This is a genomic window from Streptomyces sp. NPDC085932 (assembly GCF_044540525.1).
Taxonomy (GTDB): domain Bacteria; phylum Actinomycetota; class Actinomycetes; order Streptomycetales; family Streptomycetaceae; genus Streptomyces; species Streptomyces levis.
In genome coordinates, this window is sequence record NZ_JBITSJ010000007.1 from 20,354 (window position 1) to 45,984 (window position 25,631).

The window sequence follows — 25,631 nt, forward strand, 5'->3', positions numbered from 1 at the left end:
GGGGGCCTGCGAGACTGGCTCCCATGCGCATTGTGGTTCTGGCAGGCGGCATCGGTGGTGCCCGGTTCCTGCGTGGTCTGAAGCGGGCCGTGCGGGACGCGGACATCACGGTCATCGGCAACACCGGGGACGACATCCACCTCTTCGGGCTGAAGGTCTGCCCGGACCTCGACACGGTGATGTACACGCTCGGCGGCGGCATCAACGAGGAGCAGGGCTGGGGCCGTGCCGACGAGACCTTCCACCTGAAGGAGGAGCTCGGGGCGTACGGCGTCGGCCCCGAGTGGTTCGGCCTCGGCGACCGGGACTTCGCCACGCACATCGTGCGGACGCAGATGATCGGCGCCGGATTCCCGCTGAGCGCGGTGACGGAGGCGCTGTGCGACCGGTGGCAGCCGGGCGTGCGGCTGATCCCCATGACGGACGACCGGGTCGAGACCCATGTGGCGGTCGAGCTCGACGGCGAGCGCAAGGCGATCCACTTCCAGGAGTACTGGGTGCGGCTGCGCGCCTCGGTGCCCGCGCAGGCGGTCGTGCCGGTCGGCGCCGACCAGGCCAAGCCCGCTCCGGGCGTGCTGGAGGCCATCGCCGAGGCGGACGTCATCCTGTTCCCGCCGTCCAACCCGGTCGTGTCGATCGGCACGATCCTCGCGGTGCCCGGCATCCGGGAGGCGATCGCCGACGCCGGGGTGCCGGTGATCGGCCTGTCCCCCATCGTCGGCGACGCGCCCGTGCGGGGCATGGCCGACAAGGTGCTGGCCGCGGTGGGCGTGGAGTCGACCGCGACGGCGGTGGCCGAGCACTACGGCTCGGGCCTGCTGGACGGCTGGCTCGTCGACACGGTCGACGCGAAGGCGGTGGAGCAGGTCGAGGCGGCCGGGATCCGCTGCCGGGCCGTGCCGCTGATGATGACCGACGCCGACGCGACCGCGCGGATGGCCCGGGAGGCGCTGGCCCTTGCGGAGGAGGTGCGCGGCGCGTGAGCGGTGAGGAGCGGCACACCGGCGGATACCGGGTGTGGGCCGTGAGCGGGCTCCCCGAGGTCGCCGCCGGGGACGATCTGGCCAAGCTGATAGCCGCCGCCGAGCCGGGACTGGCCGACGGTGACGTCCTGCTCGTCACGTCGAAGATCGTGTCCAAGGCGGAGGGCCGGATCGTCCGGGCGGCGGACCGGGAGGCCGCGATCGACGCGGAGACGGTCCGGGTGGTCGCCCGCCGGGGCGGCCTGCGGATCGTGGAGAACCGGCAGGGGCTGGTCATGGCCGCGGCCGGGGTCGACGCCTCCAACACCCCGGCCGGAACCGTGCTGTTGCTGCCCGAGGACCCGGACGCGTCGGCCCGGGCCCTGCGCGAAGGGCTGCGTGACGCCCTCGGCGTCGACGTCGGGGTCGTCGTGACCGACACGTTCGGGCGGCCCTGGCGTGCCGGGCTGACGGACGTGGCGATCGGCGCCGCCGGAGTGCGCGTGCTCGACGACCTGCGCGGGGGCACGGACGCCCACGGCAACCCGCTCAGCGCCACCGTCGTGGCCACGGCCGACGAGCTCGCCGCCGCCGGTGACCTCGTCAAGGGCAAGTCCGCCGGGCTGCCCGTCGCGGTGGTGCGCGGACTGCCCCACGTCGTGACGGAGGACGACGGCGGCGAGGGAGCGCGCGCCCTGGTGCGCGGCGCCCGCGACGACATGTTCCGCCTCGGCACGTCGGAGGCGGTACGGCTGGCGGTGACCCAGCGGCGCACGGTCCGGGCCTTCACGGACGAGCCCGTCGACCCCGGTGCCGTCCGGCGGGCGGTGGCGGCGGCCGTGACCGCGCCGGCGCCGCACCACACCACGCCGTGGCGGTTCGTACTGCTGGAGTCGCCGGAGTCGCGGACGCGGCTGCTGGACGCCATGCGCGAGGCGTGGATCGCCGATCTGCGGCGGGACGGCAAGACGGAGGAGTCGATCGCCCGGCGCGTGCGCCGCGGGGACGTCCTGCGCAACGCGCCCTGCCTGGTCGTCCCCTGCCTGGTCATGGACGGCTCGCACACGTACGGGGACGCGCGGCGGGACGGCGCCGAGCGGGAGATGTTCGTCGTGGCCGCGGGCGCCGGCGTGCAGAACTTCCTGGTCGCGCTGGCCGGGGAGCGGCTGGGGTCGGCGTGGGTGTCCTCGACGATGTTCTGCCGGGACGTGGTGCGCGAGGTGCTGGGGCTGCCGGCGGACTGGGACCCGATGGGCGCGGTCGCGGTGGGGCATCCGGCCGAGGAACCGCGGCCGCGGGCGGAGCGGGACGCGGAGGCGTTCATCGCGGTGCGCTGAGAGGTCCGTGACAGGCGCGGTGACAGGTGCGGTGGAAGGTACCGGTCCGGGCCTACCCTCATAGGGCCCCACTCGGTCGTCCAGGGACGTTCACTCATGGCAGGACGCTTCGCCCCCGAACCCACGCGTACCACCGTGCGCGGTGGGCATGTCGCCGTGGGCACGGGCGTGCCGCGGCAGGCGGCGGGGCCCGGGCGGGTACGGGAGTGGGTGCCGGACGGGCCGCTGGATCTCGGGCTGGTGCTCGGGCCGCTGCGGCGCGGGCCGGGTGATCCGACGTTCCGGGCGATGCCGGACGGGTCCGTGTGGCGGGCCGCTCTGACGCCGGCCGGACCGGGGACGCTCCGGGTGTCGGCGGCCGGCGGCCGGATCCGCGGAGAGGCCTGGGGGCCCGGGGCGCAGTGGCTGCTGGAGGGGTTGCCGGAGCTGCTCGGGGCGGCCGACGATCCGTCGGCGTTCGTGCCGCGGCACCGGCTGCTGGCGGTGACACGGCACCGGCGGCCGGGTCTGCGGCTGACGCGGACCGGGCTGGTGCTGGAGTCGCTGATCCCGTCGATCCTGGAGCAGAAGGTCACGACCGACGAGGCCTACCGGGCGTGGCGGCTGCTGGTGCGCGCGTACGGGGAGCCCGCGCCGGGGCCCGCGCCCGGGCGGATGCACGTGATGCCGGCGCCGCGGACCTGGGCGCTGATCCCGTCCTGGGAGTGGCACCGGGCCGGGGTCGACAACAAGCGGGCGTCGACGATCCTGCGGGCCGTCCGGGTCGCCGCGCGGCTGGAGGAGGCCGTGCGGATGGAGCCGGTGGCGGCCCGGGCACGGCTGGAGGTCGTGCCCGGGGTGGGGCCGTGGACGTCGGCGGAGACGGTGCAGCGCAGTCACGGCGCGGCCGACGAGGTGACCGTGGGAGATCTGCATCTGCCGGGGATCGTGGGGTGGGCGCTGGCCGGGGACCGGGACGCGGACGACTCGGTGATGCTGGAGCTGCTGGAGCCGTACGCGGGTCAGCGGCATCGGGCGGCCCGGCTGATCCTGTTGAGCGGGCGGGTGCCGGCGCGCCGGGCGCCGAAGATGCCCCGGTGGGACATCGGGCGGATCTGAGGATCCGCCCGTTCCCGGTTCCGGTTCCCGGTGCTCGGGCGCCGGTGCTCCTACTGGTCCGACGAGAAGCGGACCGCTCCGGCCGGGATGCGGGCGTCGCACCATATGCGGGCGCCGTCCCGGAGCTCGTTGTCCGGGCCGATCACCGCGCCGTCGCCGATGACCGTGCCCGTGAGGACCGACCGTTCGCCGACCCGGGCCCGGGTGCCGATGAGGGAGTCGGTGATGACCGCGCCGGGTTCGATGACCGCACCCGGCAGGATCGTGCTGCCGAAGACACGCGCGCCCTCGGCGACGAACGCGCCCTCGCCCACCACCGTGCCGCCGGCCAGCTTGGCGTCGGCCGCGACCGTCGCCGTCGGCAGCACCAGACGGTCGCCGCAGCGGCCGGGGACCGCGGGGGACGGGGCCCTGCCCAGGACCAGGTCCGCCGAGCCGCGGACGAAGGCCGCCGGGGTGCCCAGGTCCAGCCAGTACGTCGAGTCGACCATGCCCTGGAGGTGGGCCCCGGCCGACAGCAGGTCGGGGAAGGTCTCCCGCTCCACCGACACCGGCCGGCCCGCCGGGATCGTGTCGATGACCGAGCGGCGGAAGACGTAGGCCCCCGCGTTGATCTGGTCGGTGACGATCTCCTCGGGCGTCTGCGGCTTCTCCAGGAACGCCAGCACCCGGCCCGTGTCGTCGGTGGGGACCAGGCCGTACGCCCGCGGGTCCGTGACCTTCGTCAGGTGCAGGGAGACGTCCGCGCCCGACGACTCGTGGGTGTCGACCAGGGCGCGGATGTCCAGGCCCGTCAGGATGTCGCCGTTGAAGATCAGGACCGGGTCGTCCGGGCCGGAGTGCAGCCGGGAGGCGACGTTGCGGATGGCGCCACCGGTGCCGAGCGGCTCCTCCTCCGTCACGTACTCCAGGTGCAGGCCCAGCGCGGAGCCGTCCCCGAAGTACGGCTCGAAGACCTCGGCCAGGTAGGACGTGGCCAGGACGATGTGCTCGACACCCGCCGCTCTCGCTCTCGCCAGCTGGTGCGTGAGGAAGGGCACCCCGGCCGCCGGGACCATGGGCTTGGGCGTGTGCACCGTGAGCGGGCGCAGCCGGGTGCCCTTGCCGCCGACCAGGAGGATCGCTTCTGTCACGTGTCGTCTCTGCTTCCTGCCGGGACCGGCCGAACTGTCTTTCGGCCGGTCAGTGTATGCAGACCGTTCCGTGGCGCCTTCGCTGGCCGTGCGGCAGTTCCGTCCCATGTCCGCGCATGCCCCCCGACGGCGGTCGAACGTGTGCTCAGCGGCCCTGGTAGCCGGCCGCCTTGGAGCGGGCCGAGCCGAGCTTGGCGTAGAGCTTCCGTCCCGGGCACTCCGTCTTGAAGCCGTCCCGGTGCCCGGAGATCACGTTCAGTCGTACCTTCTTACCCTTGCCGTGCAGATTGCTGCCGGCCGACTTCAGGTAAGTCTTTCCCTTCGGATTCACCCGGTACAGCCCCAGCTTCCACGCGGTCAGCCGGGCCACGGCCTTGACCGCGGACTTCGACGGCTTCTTCGTGTCGTACGACCCGAGGACGGCGATCCCCATGCTGTTGCTGTTGAAACCAAGGGTGTGCGCGCCGAGGACCGGTCGTGCCACGCCCCCGGCCCGGCCCTCGTAGATCTTTCCGCACTTGTCGATGAGGAAGTTGTAGCCGATGTCCCGCCAGCCCATGCTCTTGACGTGGTAGCGGTAGATACTGCGGATGAGCGACGGGACCTGCGAGCAGCGGTAGTTGTTGCCGCTGGCGGTGTGGTGCACGAAGGCCGCCCGGACCTTCTTGGTGTACCGGAAGCCGCTCTCCCGCAATCCCTCGTTCGCCCCCCAGCCACGTCGTGTGACGATGCCCGGGCGCGGGCCGATGTACGGCTTGGCCTGCTGCTGCTCCGCCGGTGCGCCGGCGTTGAACGCGGCGAACTCCCGCTCGGTCTCCGCCCGGTTCAGGGGCGCGATCTCGGTGGCGCCCAGGGGGGCGAGGTCGGCGTTGACGGCGGAGGCCTCGGTGGCGGCGGAGTTCTCGGCGAGGGCGGCGGTGCGGGGGCCGTCGGCCGAGGGCGGTGGGGCGTCGTCGCCCGGGTCGACGAGTTCGAGCCGGAGGCCGGACGGGAGCGGGGGCGCGGCGGGCAGATTGCGGGCGGCGCCCGTGCCCTGCTGCGCGGAGCCGGGTTCCGCGTGGCCGGCCTCGGAGCGGACCCTCAGTTCCACGCCGTCGGACTCGCCCACCCACAGCGGGGCGGTGGCGCCGCGGACGCGGCCCGAGGCGCTCTCGGGGGTGCCGCGGTCCGCTTGGTGGTCGGCGTTGTGCGTCTCCACGTCCTGCCAGCCGGACCAGGTGCCGGTGTCCGCGGCACGGGTGCGGACCTGGACGCGGCCGTGCAGTTCGGCCTCGGGGTCGTCCCAGACCACGCCGACGAGGGAGAAGGGGCGTACGGAGCGGGGGTGCAGGCCCTGCTCGCCCGCGGGGGCGGAGGGGGTGGCGCGGTTGCGGGTGAGGGGCTGGAGGGGAAGTGACTGGGTGCTGCCGGCGGTGGCCGCTTCGGCCGCGCGCCGGGTGGTCGTGGCGGCGGCCGGGGTCTCCGCGTGGGGCGCGGGTCTCGCGCTCGCCGCGGCTTCCGTGGAGGGCACCGGTCTCGCGGTCGCCGCGAGGGCGGGCGGGGTGAGGGGAAGGGCCAGAGCGGCCGCACAGGTGACACCGATCGAGGAAGCAAGGAATCCACGCATGCCCCTGATCTTGGACATAGTCGTATAACTCTGTCCATTTGGGAGTTGACGGACCGTCGGTCGTGTTCGGCCGAACCGGTGGCGGATTCATGGCGGGGCGGTGGCCGGTCCGTTGGGTGGCGGGGGGCGCGCCGCGTACGCTTGCGCGGGTGAACGCCACCGATCGCACCCCTGCCGACCTGCTGGGTTCCGCGCTCGCCGCGGATCCGGGACGCCCCCTGGTGACCTTCTACGACGACGCCACGGGCGAACGGGTCGAACTGTCCGTGGCCACCTTCGCCAATTGGGTGGCCAAGACCTCGAACCTCCTCCAGGACGAGCTGTCCGTCGAGCCCGGGGACCGGGTGGCGCTGCTGCTGCCGGCGCACTGGCAGACGGCGGTGTGGCTGCTGGCATGTGCGTCGGTGGGGGTCGTCGCCGACGTGACGGGGGACGTGCGCTCCGCCGACGTGGTGGTGAGCGGGCCGGACCGGCTGGAGACGGCGCGGGCCTGTTCCGGGGCCCGGGTCGCGCTGGCGCTGCGGCCGCTCGGCGGACGGTTCCCGCAGACGCCCGAGGGGTTCGTCGATTACGCGGTGGAGGTGCCGGGGCAGGGGGACCGCTTCGTGCCGTACGCGCCGGTGGACCCGGAGGGGCCCGCGCTGATCGTGGCGGGCCGGGAGTTCAGCGGGGCCGAGGTCGTGGAGCGGGCGCGGGCCGAGGCGACGGGGCTGGGGCTGACCGGACCCGGGTCCCGCATCCTGTCGGGCCTTCCGTACGACACGTGGGAGGGGCTGAACGCGGGGCTCTACGGACCCCTGGCCACGGGCGGCTCCGTGGTGCTGTGCCGGAACCTGGAGCAGGCGGCCGACGGGGTGCTGGACAAGCGGGTGGAGAGCGAGCGGGTGACGACCATCGCCCGGTAGGACACCCCGGCACCCCCCGGCCCCGGACGGGGCCTTCGCAGGGCCTCCCCGATGCCTGCGGGGCACCGGCCCGGGGCGGGGCCGCTCGGAGGCCTTCCGGGCGCTCGCGGGGCGCCGGCCTGGGCGGAGCCCTCACAGAACCTGCCTGATGCCCGCGAAGCGGCGACCCGGGGCGGGGCCACCCTGAGGCCTCCCTGATGCCCGCGGGGCGGCGGCCCGGGCGAGGCCCTCACCGAGCCTCCCCGATGCCCGCGAAGCAGCGACCCGGGCGAGGCCCTCGCAGAATCTCCCTGATACCCGCGACGCGCCGGCCCGGGCAGGCCTCGCAGGACCTTCCCCCGGGCCCGCGGGGCGCCAGGCCGAGGTCGGGTGCTCGGAGGGCCTCCGCCGCTCCGGGTCGGCCCCGGCGGGCGCCCCGAGTGCCCGCGCCCCTCCCCCGTCCGGCCCATTCCGACCCCGCCCCCGGTGCCCATCCGCGCCATGGTCGTAGGAGCACTGCGCGTGGGACGTGCCGGCGACAGGAGGGGTGGTTGCTGCCGTGGGCTACAGGGTCGGGCCGGGCGTGGGCGCGTCCGCCAGCGGGCGGGGGCTGCTGCGGCGGCGCCGGGCGCGGTGGGTGCGGATCTCGGCGCTCGTGGCCGTCGGCCTCCTCGTGGCGGGCGTGGCCGCCGGGTGGGCCGTGTACGCGAAGCTCAGCGGGAACATCACCCCCGACGAGGCAGCCGCCGCCGAACTCCGGCGGTACGAGAAGGAGCGGCCCACCTCGCTGGTCAAGGACGCGCGCAACATCCTGCTGATCGGCTCGGACTCCCGCCACGGCGACGACAACGCCCGCTACGGGCGCGACTCGGGCACCGAGCGCTCGGACACCACCATCCTGCTGCACCTGTCGGCGGGGCGGCGCAGCGCCACCGCCGTCTCCCTGCCCCGGGACCTGATGGTGGACCTGCCGGCCTGCCGGCGCCGGGACGGCTCGCGCAGCGCCCCGCGGTTCGCCATGTTCAACCAGGCGTTCCAGGTGGGCGGCTCGGCCTGCACCATCCGCACCGTCGAGAAGCTCACCGACATCCGCGTCGACCACCACGTCGTCGTCGACTTCCACGGCTTCAAGGAGATGGTCGACGCCGTGGACGGCGTCGAGGTGTGCCTGCGGGAGCCGATCGACGACCGGGCCGCCGAACTGCGGCTGCCCGCCGGGCGCGTGACGCTCGACGGCGAGCAGGCCCTCGGCTATGTCCGGGCCCGCAAATCCCTGGGCGACGGCAGCGACACGGAACGCATGGAACGGCAGCAACGATTCCTCGGAGCGCTCGTCAACAAGGTGCGCAGCAATGACGTCCTGCTGAATCCGGCGAAGCTGTATCCCGTGCTGGACGCGGCCACGTCCGCTCTCACCACCGACCCGGATCTGGCGAGTCTGCGCGGCTTGTACGAACTCGTGCGCGGTCTGCGCGACATCCCCATGGAACAAGTGCAATTCCTGACCGTTCCCCGGGAGTCCTACGCGTACGACGCCAATCGCGACCAACTCGTGGAACCCGAGGCGGACCGCCTGTTCGAGCGGCTGCGCACGGACACGCCGGTGGCGATCGCGCGGGACGTGCCGCGCGGTTCCGCCCCTTTGCGGCCCACTCATTCCCATGACGGGTCGTACGCGGATTCGTACGCGGGGCCGTTCTCCGCGCCCGTCGTCACCGTTTCTCCTCCCCCGACCTTCGAGGGGAACACGGCAGCCGAGGACACCTGCGAGTAAAGCGAGTGCCAAGGCAACTTCAACGTAACGAACTCTTCACTCGGGAAATGGGCGAATTGCCCAGGTGTAGGGACGTGGAATCCGTCACCGCCGTCGCTCCGCACCGAGGCGGGCGGTTAGTGTGAGCGATCCGGTGCGCCCGGCTCTGAGGACGGTCCTGAGGTCGCGCACTGTGTGACCGAGACCCGGGCGCCTTGGTGGGGGAGGCGCCGCGTGCCCCGACGGAGGAAACAGACAACCGTGGACGCGCAAGGCCGTGGGCGGGCGGACGACATCGACCCCGCAGACCAGTGGGTGCTCAACCCGAACACCGGCGAATACGAGCTGCGACTGTCCGCTTCCCCACCGCAGCCGGGCGTGCCCTCGCCCCGCAGGCCATCCGCGGCCGACGCGGGCCGGCGGACGCGCTCGCGCACCGAGGCCCCGAGCCGTTCCCGCACGGAGGCGCCCGGCCGCTCCGGCAGCGCGGCGCCCGGCCGTGCGCGGCCCGAGACGCCCGGCCGTGCGGTGCCGCCGCCGCGCAGGCGGCGCGGGGCACCGGAGGAGCCGCCGGGACGGCGCGGGCGGCGGCCGGCGAAGGCCTCCAAGGGTAAGAAGGTCCTGCTGTGGACCGGCGGCACGATGGCGTTCGTGCTGGTCGCGGGCGCGGGTGCGGCCTACTTCTACATCGAGCACCTGAACGACAACATCGCCTCCGTCTCCGACGACGGCGCCAGCACCGGCGGCTTCAGCAAGGACAAGGCGATCAACATCCTGCTGATCGGCACCGACAAGCGCACCGGCGCGGGCAACGACAAGTACGGCGACGCCGGCAGCCCCGGCCACGCGGACACCACGATCCTGCTGCACGTCTCCAAGGACCGCTCGAACGCGACCGCGCTGAGCATCCCGCGTGACCTCGTCACGGACATCCCGGACTGCCCGACCACGCAGGAGGACGGCAGCCAGAAGATCATCCCCGGCACGCCGAACGCCCGTTTCAACACCAGCCTCGGCCAGGACGGCCGCACCCCCAGCTGCACCATGCGGACCGTGACCGAGCTGACCGGGATCAAGCCGGACAACTTCATGGTCGCCGACTTCAACGCGGTCAAGACGCTGACCAGCGCGGTCGGCGGGGTCGAGGTCTGCCTGGCCAAGGACATCGACGACCCCGACTCCAAGCTGAAGCTGTCCAAGGGCACGCACACCATCGAGGGCGAGCAGGCGCTGGCCTTCGTGCGCACCCGGCACTCCGTGGGCTTCGGCGGCGACCTGAGCCGGATCGGGCTGCAACAGCAGTTCCTGAGCGCCCTGATGCGCAAGCTGAAGTCCAACGACACGCTCACCAGCCCCGCCAAGATGCTCGACCTGGCCGAGGCGGGCACCAAGGCGCTGACCGTCGACTCGCAGCTGGACAGCATCGGCAAGCTGAAGGACCTCGGCCTGGAGCTGGGCAAGCTCAACACCAAGAACCTGACGTTCACCACGGTCCCGGTGATCGACAATCCGGCGGAGAAGGTCAAGAGCACGGTCGTCCTGAACGAGTCGACCGCCCCGCAGGTCTTCGACATGATCAAGAACGATGTCTCCTTCACGGCCGTGAAGGAGCAGAAGAAGAAGGAGAAGGCCGCCGAGGCCGCCCGGCTCAAGGGCAGCAAGGCCCCGGCCTCCGAGGTGCGGGTGCGCATCCTCAACGGCGGGGCCGTCGCCGGCAGCGCCCAGGAGACCCTCAGCTGGCTGCAGAACGAGGAGGGCGTCACCAAGTCGGAGAACGGGGGCAACGCGCCCGCCCAACTGGCGAAGACGACCCTGGAGTACGCCCCCGACCAGGCCGCCCAGGCCCGGCGCCTGGCGGATCTGATGGGCCTGCCCGGGTCGGCGATGAAGCCGGGCGAGAGTGTGGACAACTCCCAGGGGCTGCCCGCGATGACCCTGACCCTCGGCAAGGACTTCAAGGGCGCGGGCGTCTCCCTGACCACTCCCACGAAGACGCCCGAGGGCGTGCAGAAGTCCACGGCCGACAAGGTTGAGTGTGCCAAGTGACGGGAATCCGGAGGGTGTTCGCCGAACTGCCGTCAAACAATTGGGCGGTATTGCCCAGTTGTAAGAACGTGGAGTTTGTCACCCACGTCGCTTGACGCCGAAGTGTGCGGATAGTGTGTGCGATCCAGTGCTCCGACCCATGAGGTCCGTCCCTGGGCGGGCACTGTTCGACCAGCACCGTGCGCCTTCGGGGGAGGGCGCCGCGTGGCCCGACGGAGGAATCAGGCAACCGTGGACGCGCAAGGCCGTGGGCGGGCGGACGACATCGACCCCGCAGACCAGTGGGTGCTCAACCCGAACACCGGTGAATACGAACTGCGACTGGGTCCTTCCGCACCGCAGTCGGCCGTTCCCGGCCCCCGTGCGTCCGGCGCCCGCGGCACCAGCGCGGCGGGTGGCGCGGCACGGGCCCGCCGCACCGCCGCCCCCGCGCGGCGGCCCGGGGCCACCGCGCCCGGTGGCGAGGCGGCCGCTCCGCGCGGACGCGGCGGTGCCGCGGCCGAGCCCGCCGCCGGGCGGCGCGGACGCCGTCCGGCGCCGCGGAAGTCCAAGGGCAGGAAGGTGCTGATGTGGACCGGCGGCTCGCTGGCCTTCGTGCTGGTCGGCGTGAGCGCGGCCGCGTACCTCTACTACGAGCACCTCAACGACAACATCACGTCCGTCTCCGACGACGGCGCCGGGACCGGCGGGTTCAGCAAGGACCGCGCGATCAACATCCTGCTCATCGGGACCGACAAGCGCACGGGCGAGGGCAACGAGGGCTACGGCGACCAGGGCAGCTCCGGGCACGCGGACACCACGCTGGTGCTGCACGTCTCCAAGGACCGCTCGAACGCGACGGTGCTGAGCATCCCGCGCGACCTGATCACCGACATCCCGGACTGTCCGACGACCCAGGAGGACGGCACGGAGAAGGTCATCCCGGGCAAGCAGCGCACGCGCTTCAACCAGAGCCTCGGGCAGGAGGACCGGACGCCGAGCTGCACCATGCGCACGATCACCGAGCTCACCGGTCTGAAGATGGACCACTTCATGGTGGCCGACTTCAACGCGGTCAAGACGCTGACCAGCGCGGTCGGCGGCGTCGACGTGTGCCTGGCCAAGGACATCAAGGACAAGGACTCCAAGCTCGACCTGCCCAAGGGCGAGCACACCATCGAGGGCGAGCAGGCGCTGGCCTTCGTCCGGACGCGGCACAGCGTGGGCTTCGGCGGCGACTTGAGCCGGATCGAGCTGCAACAGCAGTTCCTGGGCTCGCTGATGCGCAAGCTGAAGTCCAACGACACGCTCACCAGCCCCGCCAAGATGATCAAGCTGGCGGAGGCGGGCACCAAGGCGCTCACCGTCGACTCCCAGATCAGCACGATCAAGAAACTGGCCGATCTCGGGGCGGAACTGGGCAAGTTCGACACGAAGAACCTCACGTTCGCGACCGTGCCCGTCGTCGACAACCCCGAGGAGACGGTCAAGGCCACCGTGGTCCTGAAGCAGCCGCAGGCCCAGCAGCTCTTCGCGATGGTCCGGGACGACGTGTCGCTGACCGAGGTCAAGCAGCAGAAGAAGAAGGAGAAGGCCGCCGAGGCCGCCCGGCTCAAGGGCAGCAAGGCCCCGGCCTCCGAGGTGCGGGTGCGCATCCTCAACGGCGGGGCCGTCGCCGGCAGCGCCCAGGAGACCCTCAGCTGGCTCCAGGTCGAGGAGGGCGTCACCAAGTCGGAGAACGCGGGCAACGCGCCCGAGGCGCTGGCGAAGACGACCCTGGAGTACGCCCCCGACCAGGCCGCCCAGGCGCGCAGGCTGGCCGCGATCCTGGGGCTGTCCGGAGCGGCGATGAAGCCGGGCGAGAGCGTGGACAACTCCCAGGGGCTGCCCGCGATGACGCTCACCCTCGGCAAGGACTTCAAGGGCGCGGGCGTCCCGCTGACCACTCCGTCGAAGGTCCCGGACGACGTGCAGAAGTCCACGGCCGACAAGGTCGAGTGCGCGAAGTGACCTGACGGTCCTTTCCCGCGTCTCACAGGGGGACAGGACGGGCCCGCACGGACATCGGGCCGGGTGTACATCCGAGCGGGCCTGTCAGGCGTCCAACCAGGAGCGGGAACCGCCGTGTCCCGGAGCGAACCGGGAGATTCCCGGTCCGGACGGACACGGTTCGCCCGTCATCGAACACGACGCGGGGCGGGCCCGCAGGTCGGCCGTAGGGGTGGGAGGCAGGGTATGGCGCAGAGTGACGTGCGCGGAGGCGGCACACGGCGCGACGCGGGAGGCCTGGTCCAGGACGAGCGTCCGCGGACGGGAGCGGCCGCCGCGGGCGGGGACGACGGGGACAAGGGCGACCCGGGGCGGCGGCGCGGCCGGCGCCGCGGCGGCGGCCGCCGGATATTGCGCTGGTCCGCGCTCGTGCTGTCGGTCCTGATACTCGGGACGGCCGGCGCCGGTTACCTCTACTACCGCCATCTCAACGCCAACATCGACAAGGGCAAGCGCAACGCCGGGGACTCCGACGTCCGCAGGTCCGAGCCCAACGCGGCGGGCCAGACCCCGTTGAACATCCTGCTGATCGGCTCCGACAGCCGGAACTCGGCGGAGAACGTCAAGCTCGGCGGCAGCAGGGACAACGTCGGCAGCAAGCCGCTGGCCGATGTGCAGATGCTGCTGCACGTCTCGGCGGACCGGGAGAGCGCGTCCGTGGTGAGCATTCCGCGGGACACCCGGGTGGACATCCCCAAGTGCACCGACCCCGACACCGGCGAGACCTACCCGGCGAAGAACACGATCATCAACGAGTCGCTGCAGCGCGGCGGGCCGGGCTGCACCCTGGCCACCTGGCAGGAACTGACCGGCGTGTACATCGACCACTGGATGATGGTCGACTTCGCCGGAGTGGTGGACATGGCGGACGCGATCGGCGGCGTCCCGGTCTGCGTCAACCAGAACGTGTGGGACCGGCCGCTGCCCGGCCAGCGCGGCGGCTCCGGCCTGAAGCTCGAGGCGGGCACGCACAACGTGCAGGGCAAGCAGGCGCTGCAGTGGCTGCGCACCCGGCACGCCTGGGGCAGCGACCCGCTGCGGGCCAAGGCCCAGCACATGTACATGAACGCGATGATCCGCACGCTGAAGCAGCAGAACGTCTTCACCGACACGGGCCGGCTGATGGGCCTGGCCGAGGCGGGCACCAAGGCGCTGAAGGTGTCCGAGGAGATCGGCACGGTCAAGGAGCTGTACGACCTGGCCATGCAGCTCAAGTCGGTCCCCACCGAGCGGATCACGATGACGACGATGCCGTGGATCGAGGACCCGCTCAACCGCAACCACCTGGTGCCCAAGCCGGCGGACGCCGACAAGATGTGGGCGATGCTCCGCGACGACGTCGCCTTCGACAAGGGCGGGAAGGCCGGGAGGACCGGGAAGACCGGGGAGGCCGCCGACGGCCCGTCCCCGGTCGCGGCCCGGGCCACCGGGCCCGCCGCCGCGCCCGCGGAGGGACTGTCGGTCACGGTCGTCAACGGCACGGCGGGCGAGCAGGGGCCGGCGGTGCCCCACCGGGCCGCCGCGATCGTGGCCGCCCTGCAGCAGGAGGGGTTCGCCCGGGCGGTCGCCTCGCGGCAGCAGGACCCGCAGCCGCGCACGCAGGTGACGTACCCGAAGAGCACCGGGGAGCAGGGCAGGGCCAACGCGCTGTCGGTGGCCGAGGCGGTCGGCATCCCGAGCGGCCAGGTGCGCGCCACCGACGACGTCACGACCACCCTGGTCATCGGCGCCGACTGGCGGGAGGGCACCGGCTATCCGAAGCAGGAGCCGGTGAAGGCCGGGGACCTGCCCGACAGCGCGGACGCCCTCACGGCCGACAAGAAGGAGTGCATGGACGTCTACCGGCCCTACCGGTGGTGACGAGGGCCGGAGACGCCCTGGGCCCCCTCCCGGACGGGAGGGGGCCCAGGAGCGGGAGCGTCAGCTCGCCGCCGCGTCCGCGCGGACCGCGGGGCGTCGGGAGGCGATGACCTTTCTGGCCAGTGATCGCGGGCTGGTGAGGAAGCCCCAGCCCCAGGACATGTGCATCGTGGCCAGCGCCACGGGGATCTGCAGGCGGGCCTTCAGCGGCAGGCCCTTGCCCGCCGGGACCGAGCCCAGCAGGATCGCCGCGAGGTAGCCGCCGGGCACCACGAAGCCCCAGGGGGTCAGCGCCACGCCCAGCAGGATCCCGGCCGCGATCGCGCACACGGCGGTCGGCGGGGCGAGGTAGCGCAGGTTGATCGAGCCCTCGTGGTAGCGGGCGACGACATGCCGCCAGCGGCCGTAGTCCTTGTACTGCTTGGCGAGCGCCTTCACGCTCGGCCGCGGCCGGTACGACACCTTCAGCTCGGGCGAGAACCAGATCAGCCCGCCGGCCTCACGGATGCGGAAGTTCAGCTCCCAGTCCTGGGCGCGGATGAACTCCACGTTGTAGCCGCCCTGCTGCTCCAGCGCCTCGCGCCGGAACACCCCCAGATAGACGGTCTCGGCCGGACCCGCCTGGCCGCCCGTGTGGAACGCGGCGTTGCCGACCCCGATCTTCGAGGTCATCGCGGCGGCGACCGCGTGCTCCCAGTCGTTCTCGCCCTCGGCGTGCATGATGCCGCCGACGTTCTGCGCGCCGGTCTCCTCCAGGAGCCGGACGGCGGTGGCGATGTAGTTCGGCGAGAGCATGCCGTGGCCGTCGACGCGGACCACGATCGGGTGCCGGGAGGCGTTGATCGCCGCGTTCAGCGCCGCGGGCGTACGGCCGGTGGGGTTGGGGACGGTGTGCACACGCGGGTCTTCGGCCACGAGCTCGGCGGCGATCTCGTCCGTGCGGTCCGTGGACGGACCGAGGGCGATCACGACCTCCATCTCGCCGGCGTACTCCTGCGCGAGGATGGCTTGGACTGCTCCCCGCAGATGCCGCTCCTCGTTGAGGACGGGCATGATCACGGAAACGGCGGGGTGCCGCACGTCGGGATTGGCGTTCATAGGGGGCTCACGTTACCGCGAACGGGGGACACCGGTGCGCGCCGCGGGGGCGGTGGCGCGGGCCGCAGATCGTATCGGCCTACGGTTTCACGGATCCCACGTACGGCCGTCGTCCGGAGGTGTCCCCATGCCCACGCCGCCGCGGTCCCCTCGGTCCACCGCCGCTCCCCAGCGTCGTCCGCAGCCCACTGCCCGCCGCACCCCGCGCCGGCCCGCGCCGCCCGCCCGGCGCCGCAGGCCGCGCTGGGGCATGCGGGCCGTCACCACGCTGTCCGTGGTGGTGCTCGCCTCGGCCGGGATCGGGCACGCGGTGGTGACCAGCCTGGACGCGGACATCGCCCGGGTCGACGCCTTCAAGGACATGAAGAACCGGCCCCGGGCGGGCCACGGCATGAACGTCCTGCTGGTCGGCACCGACGGCCGCGAGAAGATCAGCAAGGCGGAGCGGCACAAGTACCGGCTCGGCGGCGCGCCCTGCCACTGCACCGACACGATGATGATCGTGCACATCTCGGAGGACCGGGAGCGCGCGAGCGTGGTGAGCCTGCCGCGCGACTCGTACGCCGTGACTCCCCCGCACACCGACCGCACCTCCGGCAAGCGGCACGGCGGGCACCCCCTGAAGCTGAACGCGGCGTACGCGGAGGGCGGGCCGCAGCTGACCGTGCGGACGGTCGAGAGCATGACGAAGGTGAAGATCGACCACTACGTGGAGGTCGACTTCACCAGTTTCATGAAGACGGTCGACGTGGTCGGCGGCGTGCAGATCTGCACCGCCGACCCGCTGAAGGACAGCTACACCGGCCTGAACCTCCCGGCCGGCCGGCACACCCTGGCCGGCGGTCAGGCGCTGCAGTACGTGCGCGCCCGCCATGTCGACGGCGCCTCCGACCTGGGCCGGATGAAGCGGCAGCAGCGCTTCATGGCGGCGCTCGTGGAACGCGTCACCTCCTCCGGGATCCTCCTCAACCCCATGAAGTTCCGGGACGTCACCCGGGCGGTGCTCGGCTCGGTGCGGGCCGACAAGGGCTTCGGCACGGACGAGATGCTCGACCTGGGCCGGGCCATGCGGAACTTCTCCCCGTCCTCCTCGGAGTTCACCACCGTCCCGATCGGGCGCATGGGGTACGCCGTGAAGGGCGTCGGCTCGACGCTGAAGTGGGACCCCGTGAAGTCGGAGCGGCTCTTCCACGCCCTGCGCCAGGACCAGCCGCTGTCCGCGCACCACTCGCGCGCGGCGGCCCGGATCGTCTCGGTCGCCCCGCAGCAGATCCGGGTCCAGGTGGAGAACGGCACGGGCACGCCCGGGCTCGGCCGCCGGGTGGACGCGGCGCTCGCGTCGACCGGCTTCCGGACGACGAAGGCCCCGCGGAACGCCGCGGCCCGTGACGTCAAGCGCACGATCGTGGCCTACGACCCCCGCTGGGACCGTTCGGCCAAGTCCCTGGCGACGGCCCTGCCGGGCAGCGAGCTGCGTCCGGTCAAGGGGCTGGGACCGACCCTGAAGGTGATCGCGGGCGCGGACTTCGAGCGGGTGCGCAAGGTCCGGGCCGAGGACCCGGGCCAGGGCGAGTTCGGAGTGGTACGGGGCGACGAGGTGGCGTGCTCGTAGAGACCACGTGCTCACACGGGCTGCCCGCTCGTGGAAGCCGCGTGTTTCCGGGAGGTCGGACGGCTCAGTCCTCGAAGCCCTCTGCCGCCCGCTTCTCGCGCAGTTCCATGATCGCCCGGCGGCGGGCCAGGCGGTGGGTGCGGCGGATCTGGGCCTCCTGGTAGCGGCGCTTGTCGCGCTCGGTCTCCGGGAGGACCGGCGGGACGCGGCGGGGCTTGCCGTCGGCGTCGACCGCCGCGAAGACGAGGTAGGCCGAGCCGACCTGGGTGGGCGGCGCGGACTCGTTCCAGCGCTCGGCCAGCACCCGGACCCCGACCTCCATGGAGGTGCGGCCGGTCCAGTTGACCTGGGCCTTGACGTGGACGAGGTCGCCGACGCGGACCGGCTCCAGGAACGCCATCTCGTCCATGGACGCGGTGACGGCCGGCCCGCCGGAGTGCCGTCCGGCCACGGCCCCCGCCGCGTCGTCGACCAGCTTCATGATCACCCCGCCGTGCACGGTGCCCAGCAGGTTCGTGTCGTTGTGGGTCATGATGTGGCTGAGGGTGGTGCGGGAGGCCGAGGTCGGCTTGCCCGGGATATCCGTGGTGCCGGAATCCGCAGCTGGGGCCTGGTCTGTCATGGCCCCTACCTTATGCCGAGGCGGCATGAGGGGGATTTGTGTCAGCTTCGCCACAGCCGTGCTCTGATTTTCCGACGACTCTTGTATGGCCCACCGCCGGGACCTGCACACTGTCGGCATGAATGATTGGCCCGAGGGGTTCTCCGGCGACAACCGCGGCAGCCGGTACGGACGGGGCAGCTCCAGCGCACAGCCGGAGAGCGCCCGTGTCATGCGGCAGGTCCGCCGCGGTCCGACGGCACCGCCCGGGCAGGGCGGCTACGGCGGGGTGCCGCAGCAGCCGTCGTACGTGGACGGTGGCTACGCCGAGCCGCCCGGCGGGTACGACAGCGGCTACAACACCGGCCAGGTCTACGGCTCCCCCGGCGGCCGGGGCCCCGGCGGGCCGGGCGGCGGCGGGTACGACCGTCCCGCGCCGAACTGGCGCCGCCGCATCAAGGTGACGGCCATCACGCTGGTGACGGTGCTGGTCGTGACGAGCGTCGCCACGTACTTCTGGGCCGACTCCAAGCTCAACCGCGACGTGGACCTGTCGAAGGTCATCGACCGCCCGGAGGCGGGCGAGGGCACCAACTACCTGATCGTCGGTTCCGACAGCCGCGCGGGCATGTCGGCCGAGGAGAAGAAGAAGCTGCACACCGGGTCCGCCGAGGGCAAGCGCACGGACTCGATGATGATCCTGCACACCGGGAGCAACGGCCCGACGCTGATCTCGCTGCCGCGTGACTCCAACGTCACGATCCCGTCCTACAAGGGCTCCGACTCCGGCAAGCTCTACCAGGCCACGGGCCGGCAGACGAAGCTGAACGCGGCCTACGCGGAGGACGGCCCGGAGCTGCTGGTGCGCACCGTCGAGGCCAACACGGGCCTGCACATCGACCACTACGTGGAGATCGGCTTCGGCGGCTTCGCGAACATCGTGGACGCGGTCGGCGGGGTCGAGATCGACATCCCGCAGGACATCAAGGACACCAAGTCCGGCGCGGACCTGAAGAAGGGCAAGCAGACCCTCGACGGCGAGCAGGCCCTGGCCTTCGTCCGCACCCGTTACGCCCTGAAGGGCTCCGACCTGGACCGGACGAAGAACCAGCAGAAGTTCCTCTCGGCCCTGGCCAACCAGGTCGCCACCCCGAGCACGGTCCTCAACCCGTTCAAGCTCTACCCCACCATGGGCGCGGGCCTGGACTCCCTGGTCGTCGACAAGGACATGGGCCTGTTCGACCTGGCCTCCATGTTCTGGGCGATGAAGGGCGTCAGCGGCGGCGAGGGCAAGTCGATGAACATGCCGATCGCGGGCAACGCCCCGAACGGCAACCTCCAGTGGGACACCGCCAAGGTGAAGACCCTGGTGAACCAGCTGAAGAACGACGAGACGGTCACCGTCTCGGGCAACTGAGCACACCGCGGCGCGGAAGGGGGCACCCGGGCGGGTGCCCCCTTCGTCGTGTGGCGGTGTCACATCGTGGTGGCCGACATCGCGCGGCACATCTCGGCGCACGTGCGACAGGACTCGGCGCAGCGCATCATCTGGGCGTCGTCCGGCATGGACATACACGCCTCGGCGCACATGTCACAGGCCCGGGCACACATCGCGCACATGTCGGCCGCCAGGGGCGAGCGGCGCATCATCATGTCGGCGCACATGCGCGTCATCTCGGCGCAGTCCATCACGGCGCGCATGATCTGCATCTGGGCCGGGCCGCCCATCTGCAGACAGGAGCTCATGGTCTCCTCGCACACGCCGTGGCAGGTCATGCAGGCCTGGACGCAGTCCTGCATCTCCTTGGTGAGCGGGGTCGCGGTGGCGGGCTGCTGGGTCATGACTTCCTCCCGTGGGGACGGCGAGGGCCGGGGTCGGCCCCCGTTGCCTTCCGTCCTACGCCTGCGGCCCCATGAGCACCACACGGCGGACCGTCCCGTGTGCGGCTCGCCACGGCCCTGCGTGAAACCGCCGGCAGCGGCAAAGAGGAACCAGCAGGCGCGCCCCCGCAACCGGTGGCGCGCGGGCAGGGGGCGGCGAACGGCCCGGGGCAGGGGAGAGCACACGTGACACAGCAGACGTACGAGGAACGGCGGATACCGGAACCGAGAGCGCCGGAGGACCGCAAGCAGCGGCTGCGCCGGCGGCTGGAGCGGCTGATCGGCGTCGCCGCGACCGAGGGCAACGAGCTCGTGCCGTTGCGCAACGGGGACGAGATCTTCCCCGCGATGCTGGCCGCGATCCGGGCCGCCGAGCACACCGTCGACATGATGACGTTCGTGTACTGGCGCGGTGAGATCGCCCACGAGTTCGCCGGGGCCCTGGCCGACCGGGCCCGGGCGGGGGTCCGGGTACGGCTGCTGCTGGACGGCTTCGGGGCCAAGGAGATCGAGCCGGACCTGCTGAACGCCATGGACGAGGCCGGGGTCCAGGTGGCCTGGTTCCGGCCGCCCGCGCGGCTGTCGCCGATGCGGCAGAACCACCGCTGTCACCGCAAGGTGCTCGTCACCGACGAGCACACCGCGTTCACCGGCGGCGTCGGCATAGCGCAGGAGTGGTGCGGCGACGCCCGCAATCCCGACGAGTGGCGCGACACCCACGTCCAGGTGCGCGGTCCGGCCGTGGACGGCATCGCCGCCGCCTTCGCGCAGAACTGGGCCGAGTGCCACGACGACCTCTACGACGAGCACGACCGCTTCACCGCGCAGGAGCAGCCGGGGCGGTCCACGGTCCAGGTCGTGCGGGGCTCGGCCTCGTTCGGCTGGCAGGACATGCAGACGGTGCTGCGGGTGCTGATCACCTCGGCGCAGGAGCGGCTGCGGCTGGCGACGGCCTACTTCGCCCCCGACACCTACTTCATCGACCTCCTGGCCGCCGCGGCCCGGCGCGGGGTGCGGGTGGAGATCCTGCTGCCCGGACCGCACACCGACCAGCGGGCGTGCCTGCTGGCCGGGCGGCAGCACTACCAGACCCTCGTCGACGCCGGGGTGGACGTGCGGGAGTACCAGCCGACCATGCTGCACACGAAGATCGTCACCGTGGACGGGGTGTGCTCGCTCATCGGCTCGACCAACTTCAACCGCCGCTCCATGGAGCACGACGAGGAGGTCGTCCTGGCCGTCCTCGACGAGGACTTCACCGCGGCGCTCGACGCGGACTTCGACGCCGACCGGAAGCTGAGCGAGCCGATCGATGCCGCCCGCTGGCGGCGGCGCCCGCTGCCGTGGCGTCTGGCCGAGGCCGCGGTCACCCCCATCCGCCGCTTCCTGTGAGACACCACGGCCCCCGGGGTGAGCCGGGGGCCGGGGCGGGGTGCGGGGAAGGGGTTACGGCAGGTTGCGCGCCATGACGATGCGCTGGACCTGGTTGGTGCCCTCGTAGATCTGGGTGATCTTGGCGTCGCGCATCATGCGCTCGACCGGGTAGTCACGGGTGTAGCCGTAGCCGCCGAGGAGCTGGACCGCGTCGGTGGTGACCTCCATGGCCACGTCCGAGGCGAAGCACTTGGCGGCGGCGCCCTGGTAGGTGAGGTCGGCGTCGACGCGCTGGGAGGCGGCGGCGGCCTGGTAGGTCAGCGCGCGGGCGGCCGAGATCTTCATGGCCATGTCGGCGAGCATGAACTGGATGCCCTGGAAGTCGGCGATCGGCTTGCCGAACTGCTTGCGCTCCTTGACGTAGCCCTTGGCGTAGTCGAGGGCGCCCTGGGCGATGCCGAGGGCCTGGGCGGCGATGGTGATGCGGGTGTGGTCGAGGGTCTTCATCGCCGTGGCGAAGCCGGTGCCCTCCTCGCCGATCATGCGGTCGGCGGGGATGCGGACGTTGTCGAGGTAGACCTCGCGGGTCGGGGAACCCTTGATGCCGAGCTTCTTCTCCGGGGCGCCGAAGGAGACGCCCTCGTCGGACTTCTCCACGACGAAGGCGGAGATGCCCTTGGAGCGCTTCTCCGGGTCGGTGACGGCCATCACCGTGTAGTACTCGGACTCGCCGGCGTTGGTGATCCAGCGCTTGACGCCGTTGAGGACCCAGAAGTCGCCGTCGCGGACGGCCCGGGTCTTCATGCCGGCGGCGTCGGAGCCGGCGTCCGGCTCGGACAGGCAGTAGGAGAACATGCCCTCGCCCTTGGCGAGCGGGGTCATGTACTTCTTCTTCAGCTCCTCGGAGCCGGAGAGGATCACGGGCAGGGAGCCGAGCTTGTTCACGGCCGGGATGAGGGAGGACGAGGCGCAGACGCGGGCGACCTCCTCGATCACTATGACGGTCGCCAGGGCGTCGGCGCCCGAGCCGCCGTACTCCTCGGGCACGTGCACCGCGTGCAGGTCGTTCGCGACCAGCGCCTGGAGGGCCTCGCGCGGGAAGCGGGCCTCCTCGTCCACCGCTGCGGCGTGCGGCGCGATCTTCGCCTCGGCCAGCGAGCGGACGGCGTCACGGAGCATGTCGTGCTCCTCGGACGGGCGGTACAGGTCGAAGTCAGCCGATCCGGCCAAGGTCTCTCACGCTCCAAAACGCTGCGATGGTGGCGCTAACTACCGTTAAGTAATCAAAAGTTTATGGGGTCGCCCTCGGGAGGGATACGTGAGCTAGGCGACAGCTGAGAAGTTGCCCGGTGAAGCGCGCTCCCATGCCCCGGCTATGCTCGGGCGCGCACCACATGCCGTAGACCCCTGGAGCACCCATGGCCCTGAAGATCACCGTGATCGGCACCGGTTATCTCGGCGCGACACACGCCGCGGCCATGGCCGAGCTGGGCTTCGAGGTGCTCGCTCTCGACGTCGTCCCCGAGAAGATCGAGAAGCTGGAGCGGGGCGAGGCCCCGATGTACGAACCGGGGCTCGACGGGCTGCTGCGCCGGCACGTCCCCGGGTTCGAGGGCTCCAGCGGCCGGCTGCGCTTCACCCAGGACTGGGCCGAGATCGGCGCCTTCGGCGATGTGCACTTCGTCTGTGTGAACACCCCGCAGCGCCACGGCGAGTACGCCTGCGACATGTCGTACGTCGACTCCGCCTTCGCCTCGCTCGCGCCCCATCTGCACGGGCCCGCGCTGGTGGTCGGCAAGTCGACGGTGCCGGTCGGCTCCGCGGACCGTCTGGCCACGTACCTGGCCGCGCACGCGCCCGCCGGCGAGGACGCCGAGCTGGCCTGGAACCCGGAGTTCCTGCGCGAGGGCTTCGCCGTGGACGACACCCTGCACCCGGACCGGATCGTGGTGGGCGTGCGCAGCGAGCGCGCCGAGAAGCTGCTGCGCGAGGTGTACGCGACGCCGATCGCAGAGGGCTCGCCCTTCGTGGTGACCGACTTCCCGACCGCCGAGCTGGTGAAGACGTCCGCCAACTCCTTCCTCGCCACGAAGATCTCCTTCATCAACGCCATGGCGGAGGTGTGCGAGGCCGCGGGCGGCGACGTCGCCAAGCTGGCGGAGGCGATCGGCTACGACGACCGGATCGGCAGGAAGTTCCTGCGGGCCGGTATCGGCTTCGGCGGCGGCTGTCTGCCCAAGGACATCCGGGCGTTCATGGCGCGCGCCGGTGAGCTGGGCGCGGACCAGGCGCTGACGTTCCTGCGGGAGATCGACTCGATCAACATGCGCCAGCGCGGGCAGATGGTGGAGCTGACCCGGCAGGCGCTGGGCGGCGGGCCGTTCCTCGGCAAGCGCGTGGCGGTGCTGGGCGCGACCTTCAAGCCCGACTCGGACGACGTGCGGGACTCCCCCGCGCTGAACGTGGCCGGGCAGATCCACCTCCAGGGCGGTCAGGTCACGGTGTACGACCCGAAGGGCATGGACAACGCCCGCCGCGTCTTCCCCACCCTCGGCTACGCGGACACGGCGCTGGACGCCGTGCGCGGCGCCGACATCGTGCTGCACCTGACCGAGTGGCGGGAGTTCCGCGAGCTGGACGAGGAAGCCCTCGGCGAGGTCGCGGCTGCCCGGGTCATCCTGGACGGCCGCAACGCCCTGGACCCGGAGCGCTGGCGCAAGGCCGGCTGGACGTACCGGGCGATGGGACGCCCCAAGGCGTAGGCGCCCGGGACACGAGAACAGGCGACGCCGGTTCGGCCGAGGCTCAGTCGGCCGAACCGGCGTCTTGTTGCATTCTGCCCCACCGGGCCCGGGCGCGGGGCGGGTCACGCCCCCTTGGCCCGGTAGCGGCGCATCTTGGCCCGGGCCCCGCAGACCTGCATCGAGCACCAGCGGCCGCGGCCGGCCGGGCTGCGGTCGTAGTAGGCCCAGTGGCAGTCGGGGGCCTCGCACGCCTTCAGACGCGTCCAGGTGCCGGCGACGAGGGCCTCGGCGACGGCGGCGGCCACGCGGGCGTGCAGGGAGGGGTCGCCGGCGGGGACGAGGGCGGCCGAGCCGTCCGCCGGGTCGACGCCGACGACGAGGGGGGCCACGGCCAGGAGGTCGCCGAGCGGGGGCACCTCACGGTGCGGTGGGTGGCCGGCGTGGGCGAGCAGGACGGCCCGCAGCGACTCGCGCAGGGCGCGGGCGTCCTCCGCCTCGTCGTCCCGGCTGATCCCGACGCGTGCCCGGCCCTCCGGCGTGTCCAGCGCGTCGGCGCCCGATTCGATGTCCAGCGTGTTCACCAGGGCCTCGATCAGGGCCAGGCCGCCGGGCGCGGGCGATCTCTCCGTCATGGCTGGACCGTACCTCTCGCGAATTCCCTTGCGAGGTTACCGCCGATACGGGAGCATGAGGTAACGGTTACCGGTTACCCGCCTCTTATGGGTAACAGCGACTTCGAGGAGGAAGTCATGGCTCTCGCCAAGATGGGTGTCGTCGTCCTGGACTGTCCCGACCCGCGGGCCCTGGCGGGCTTCTACGCGGAGGTGCTCGGCGGCACGCCGACGGTGGAGACCGACGGTGCGGACGAGTGGGTGGACCTGAAGGTGCCGGGCGGACCGGCGCTGGCGTTCCAGGCCGCGCCCGGATTCGTCCCGCCGCGATGGCCCTCGCCCGAGCACTCGCAGCAGTTCCACCTGGACCTGGTGGTGGAGGACATGGACGCGGCCGAGAAGGGCGTGCTGGCGCTCGGCGCGAAGCCGCTGGACGCCGAGGACCGGGAGCGCAGCTTCCGGGTTTACGCGGACCCGGCCGGGCACCCGTTCTGCCTCTGCGCCAGCTGAGACCGGGAGGCCCCATGTCCGCAGTGGCACGTTTCCGTTCCGTGGTCGTCGACTGCCCCGACCCCCGCGCGCTGGCCCGCTTCTACGCGCAGGTGGGCGGCGGGACGCCGGAGGACGACGACCCCGACTGGGTGGTGCTGCGCGTCCCGGGCGGACCCCGGCTCGCCTTCCAGCGCTCCCCCGGCTACACGCCCCCGGAGTGGCCGCGGGCCGACCGCAACGCCCAGCAGTTCCACCTGGACTTCGACGCCGGGGCGACCTGGGAGGAGATCGACGCGGCCGAGGAGCGGGTGCTGGCGCTGGGCGCGACAGTGCTGGACCGGGAGGACTACGAGAAGAAGGACTTCCGGGTGTACGCCGATCCGGTGGGGCATCCGTTCTGCCTGTGCCGCATCGAGCACGACTGACCCGGCGCCGCACGACTGATCCGGCGCCGCACGACCGGCACCGCGTCGCACGACCGACCCCACGGGCCCGTCCGGAAGGACGGGCC

General features: G+C 72.1%; 21 protein-coding genes. 14 read left to right on the forward strand and 7 right to left on the reverse strand.

Going from position 1 to position 25,631, the window contains the following annotated elements:
* Positions 1–23 precede the first annotated feature (23 nt).
* The 3 genes from cofD to ACIGAQ_RS30220 all read left to right on the forward strand — a co-directional run bounded on the left by cofD (position 24) and on the right by ACIGAQ_RS30220 (position 3,397).
* On the forward strand, positions 24–983 hold the full coding sequence (gene cofD / locus ACIGAQ_RS30210) for a 2-phospho-L-lactate transferase (RefSeq protein WP_399788527.1): 960 nt from the start codon (positions 24–26) through the stop codon (positions 981–983).
* A complete protein-coding gene (locus tag ACIGAQ_RS30215) occupies positions 980–2,299 on the forward strand; it encodes a coenzyme F420-0:L-glutamate ligase (protein ID WP_311681797.1) in 1,320 nt (439 codons plus the stop codon). Before cofD ends, ACIGAQ_RS30215 begins: the two co-directional genes overlap by 4 nt.
* A 96-nt stretch (positions 2,300–2,395) precedes the next feature.
* A complete protein-coding gene (locus ACIGAQ_RS30220) occupies positions 2,396–3,397 on the forward strand; it encodes a DNA-3-methyladenine glycosylase 2 family protein (protein WP_362279778.1) in 1,002 nt (333 codons plus the stop codon).
* Positions 3,398–3,447: 50 nt separating this feature from the next.
* Here the strand turns inward: ACIGAQ_RS30220 and ACIGAQ_RS30225 are convergent, their stop codons facing one another.
* Positions 3,448–4,530: an NDP-sugar synthase gene (locus ACIGAQ_RS30225; protein ID WP_311681795.1), complete on the reverse strand. Its 1,083-nt coding sequence runs from the start codon at positions 4,528–4,530 to the stop codon at positions 3,448–3,450.
* A gap of 145 nt (positions 4,531–4,675) precedes the next feature.
* The gene (locus tag ACIGAQ_RS30230; RefSeq protein WP_399788531.1) at positions 4,676–6,136 is read right to left on the reverse strand and encodes an N-acetylmuramoyl-L-alanine amidase; all 1,461 of its coding nucleotides are present in this window, start codon (positions 6,134–6,136) and stop codon (positions 4,676–4,678) included.
* 149 nt (positions 6,137–6,285) lie between these two features.
* On the opposite strand from ACIGAQ_RS30230, the gene ACIGAQ_RS30235 reads away from it, so the two are divergent.
* The 5 genes from ACIGAQ_RS30235 (at position 6,286) to ACIGAQ_RS30255 (ending at position 14,707) form a co-directional block, all read left to right on the forward strand.
* Positions 6,286–7,041, forward strand: a complete 756-nt coding sequence (locus ACIGAQ_RS30235) for a TIGR03089 family protein (protein ID WP_399788533.1) — start codon at positions 6,286–6,288, stop codon at positions 7,039–7,041.
* A gap of 562 nt (positions 7,042–7,603) precedes the next feature.
* Complete coding sequence (locus ACIGAQ_RS30240) at positions 7,604–8,794, forward strand: LCP family protein (RefSeq protein ID WP_399789394.1); 1,191 nt, start codon at positions 7,604–7,606, stop codon at positions 8,792–8,794.
* Between the two features lie 240 nt (positions 8,795–9,034).
* Positions 9,035–10,819 (forward strand): LCP family protein, encoded by a 1,785-nt coding sequence (locus tag ACIGAQ_RS30245; protein ID WP_362279772.1) that lies wholly within the window; start codon positions 9,035–9,037, stop codon positions 10,817–10,819.
* Between the two features lie 231 nt (positions 10,820–11,050).
* Positions 11,051–12,808: an LCP family protein gene (locus tag ACIGAQ_RS30250; RefSeq protein WP_311681789.1), complete on the forward strand. Its 1,758-nt coding sequence runs from the start codon at positions 11,051–11,053 to the stop codon at positions 12,806–12,808.
* A 225-nt stretch (positions 12,809–13,033) separates the two neighbouring features.
* Positions 13,034–14,707, forward strand: coding sequence for an LCP family protein (locus tag ACIGAQ_RS30255; RefSeq protein WP_399788536.1), 1,674 nt, complete (start codon positions 13,034–13,036; stop codon positions 14,705–14,707).
* Positions 14,708–14,767: 60 nt separating this feature from the next.
* Here the strand turns inward: ACIGAQ_RS30255 and ACIGAQ_RS30260 are convergent, their stop codons facing one another.
* Positions 14,768–15,805, reverse strand: a complete 1,038-nt coding sequence (locus ACIGAQ_RS30260; RefSeq protein ID WP_311681786.1) for a glycosyltransferase family 2 protein — start codon at positions 15,803–15,805, stop codon at positions 14,768–14,770.
* A 127-nt stretch (positions 15,806–15,932) separates the two neighbouring features.
* On the opposite strand from ACIGAQ_RS30260, the gene ACIGAQ_RS30265 reads away from it, so the two are divergent.
* Positions 15,933–17,417 (forward strand): LCP family protein, encoded by a 1,485-nt coding sequence (locus tag ACIGAQ_RS30265; protein WP_399788539.1) that lies wholly within the window; start codon positions 15,933–15,935, stop codon positions 17,415–17,417.
* 64 nt (positions 17,418–17,481) lie between these two features.
* Here ACIGAQ_RS30265 and ACIGAQ_RS30270 read toward each other — a convergent pair whose 3' ends face one another.
* Complete coding sequence (locus ACIGAQ_RS30270) at positions 17,482–18,039, reverse strand: acyl-CoA thioesterase (RefSeq protein ID WP_351359116.1); 558 nt, start codon at positions 18,037–18,039, stop codon at positions 17,482–17,484.
* 118 nt (positions 18,040–18,157) lie between these two features.
* Between ACIGAQ_RS30270 and ACIGAQ_RS30275 the strand changes: the two genes are divergently transcribed.
* Complete coding sequence (locus ACIGAQ_RS30275) at positions 18,158–19,435, forward strand: LCP family protein (RefSeq protein ID WP_311681781.1); 1,278 nt, start codon at positions 18,158–18,160, stop codon at positions 19,433–19,435.
* Positions 19,436–19,494: 59 nt separating this feature from the next.
* Here the strand turns inward: ACIGAQ_RS30275 and ACIGAQ_RS30280 are convergent, their stop codons facing one another.
* Positions 19,495–19,860 (reverse strand): four-helix bundle copper-binding protein, encoded by a 366-nt coding sequence (locus tag ACIGAQ_RS30280; RefSeq protein WP_311681780.1) that lies wholly within the window; start codon positions 19,858–19,860, stop codon positions 19,495–19,497.
* Between the two features lie 225 nt (positions 19,861–20,085).
* Here ACIGAQ_RS30280 and ACIGAQ_RS30285 point away from each other — a divergent pair, with 225 nt between their 5' ends.
* The gene (locus ACIGAQ_RS30285) at positions 20,086–21,291 is read left to right on the forward strand and encodes a phosphatidylserine/phosphatidylglycerophosphate/cardiolipin synthase family protein (protein ID WP_399788544.1); all 1,206 of its coding nucleotides are present in this window, start codon (positions 20,086–20,088) and stop codon (positions 21,289–21,291) included.
* 54 nt (positions 21,292–21,345) lie between these two features.
* Here ACIGAQ_RS30285 and ACIGAQ_RS30290 read toward each other — a convergent pair whose 3' ends face one another.
* A complete protein-coding gene (locus tag ACIGAQ_RS30290) occupies positions 21,346–22,503 on the reverse strand; it encodes an acyl-CoA dehydrogenase (RefSeq protein WP_311681779.1) in 1,158 nt (385 codons plus the stop codon).
* A 188-nt stretch (positions 22,504–22,691) separates the two neighbouring features.
* Here ACIGAQ_RS30290 and ACIGAQ_RS30295 point away from each other — a divergent pair, with 188 nt between their 5' ends.
* Positions 22,692–24,035 carry a UDP-glucose dehydrogenase family protein gene (locus tag ACIGAQ_RS30295; protein ID WP_399788547.1) on the forward strand — a complete coding sequence of 448 codons (1,344 nt, stop codon included), beginning with the start codon at positions 22,692–22,694 and terminating at the stop codon, positions 24,033–24,035.
* A 104-nt stretch (positions 24,036–24,139) separates the two neighbouring features.
* On the opposite strand, the gene ACIGAQ_RS30300 is transcribed toward ACIGAQ_RS30295, so the two are convergent.
* Positions 24,140–24,649: a CGNR zinc finger domain-containing protein gene (locus ACIGAQ_RS30300; protein ID WP_399788550.1), complete on the reverse strand. Its 510-nt coding sequence runs from the start codon at positions 24,647–24,649 to the stop codon at positions 24,140–24,142.
* 117 nt (positions 24,650–24,766) lie between these two features.
* Between ACIGAQ_RS30300 and ACIGAQ_RS30305 the strand changes: the two genes are divergently transcribed.
* Both ACIGAQ_RS30305 and ACIGAQ_RS30310 read left to right on the forward strand, forming a co-directional pair.
* Positions 24,767–25,138, forward strand: a complete 372-nt coding sequence (locus ACIGAQ_RS30305) for a VOC family protein (RefSeq protein WP_362279763.1) — start codon at positions 24,767–24,769, stop codon at positions 25,136–25,138.
* Between the two features lie 14 nt (positions 25,139–25,152).
* On the forward strand, positions 25,153–25,545 hold the full coding sequence (locus ACIGAQ_RS30310; RefSeq protein WP_362279761.1) for a VOC family protein: 393 nt from the start codon (positions 25,153–25,155) through the stop codon (positions 25,543–25,545).
* Positions 25,546–25,631: the final 86 nt, after the last annotated feature.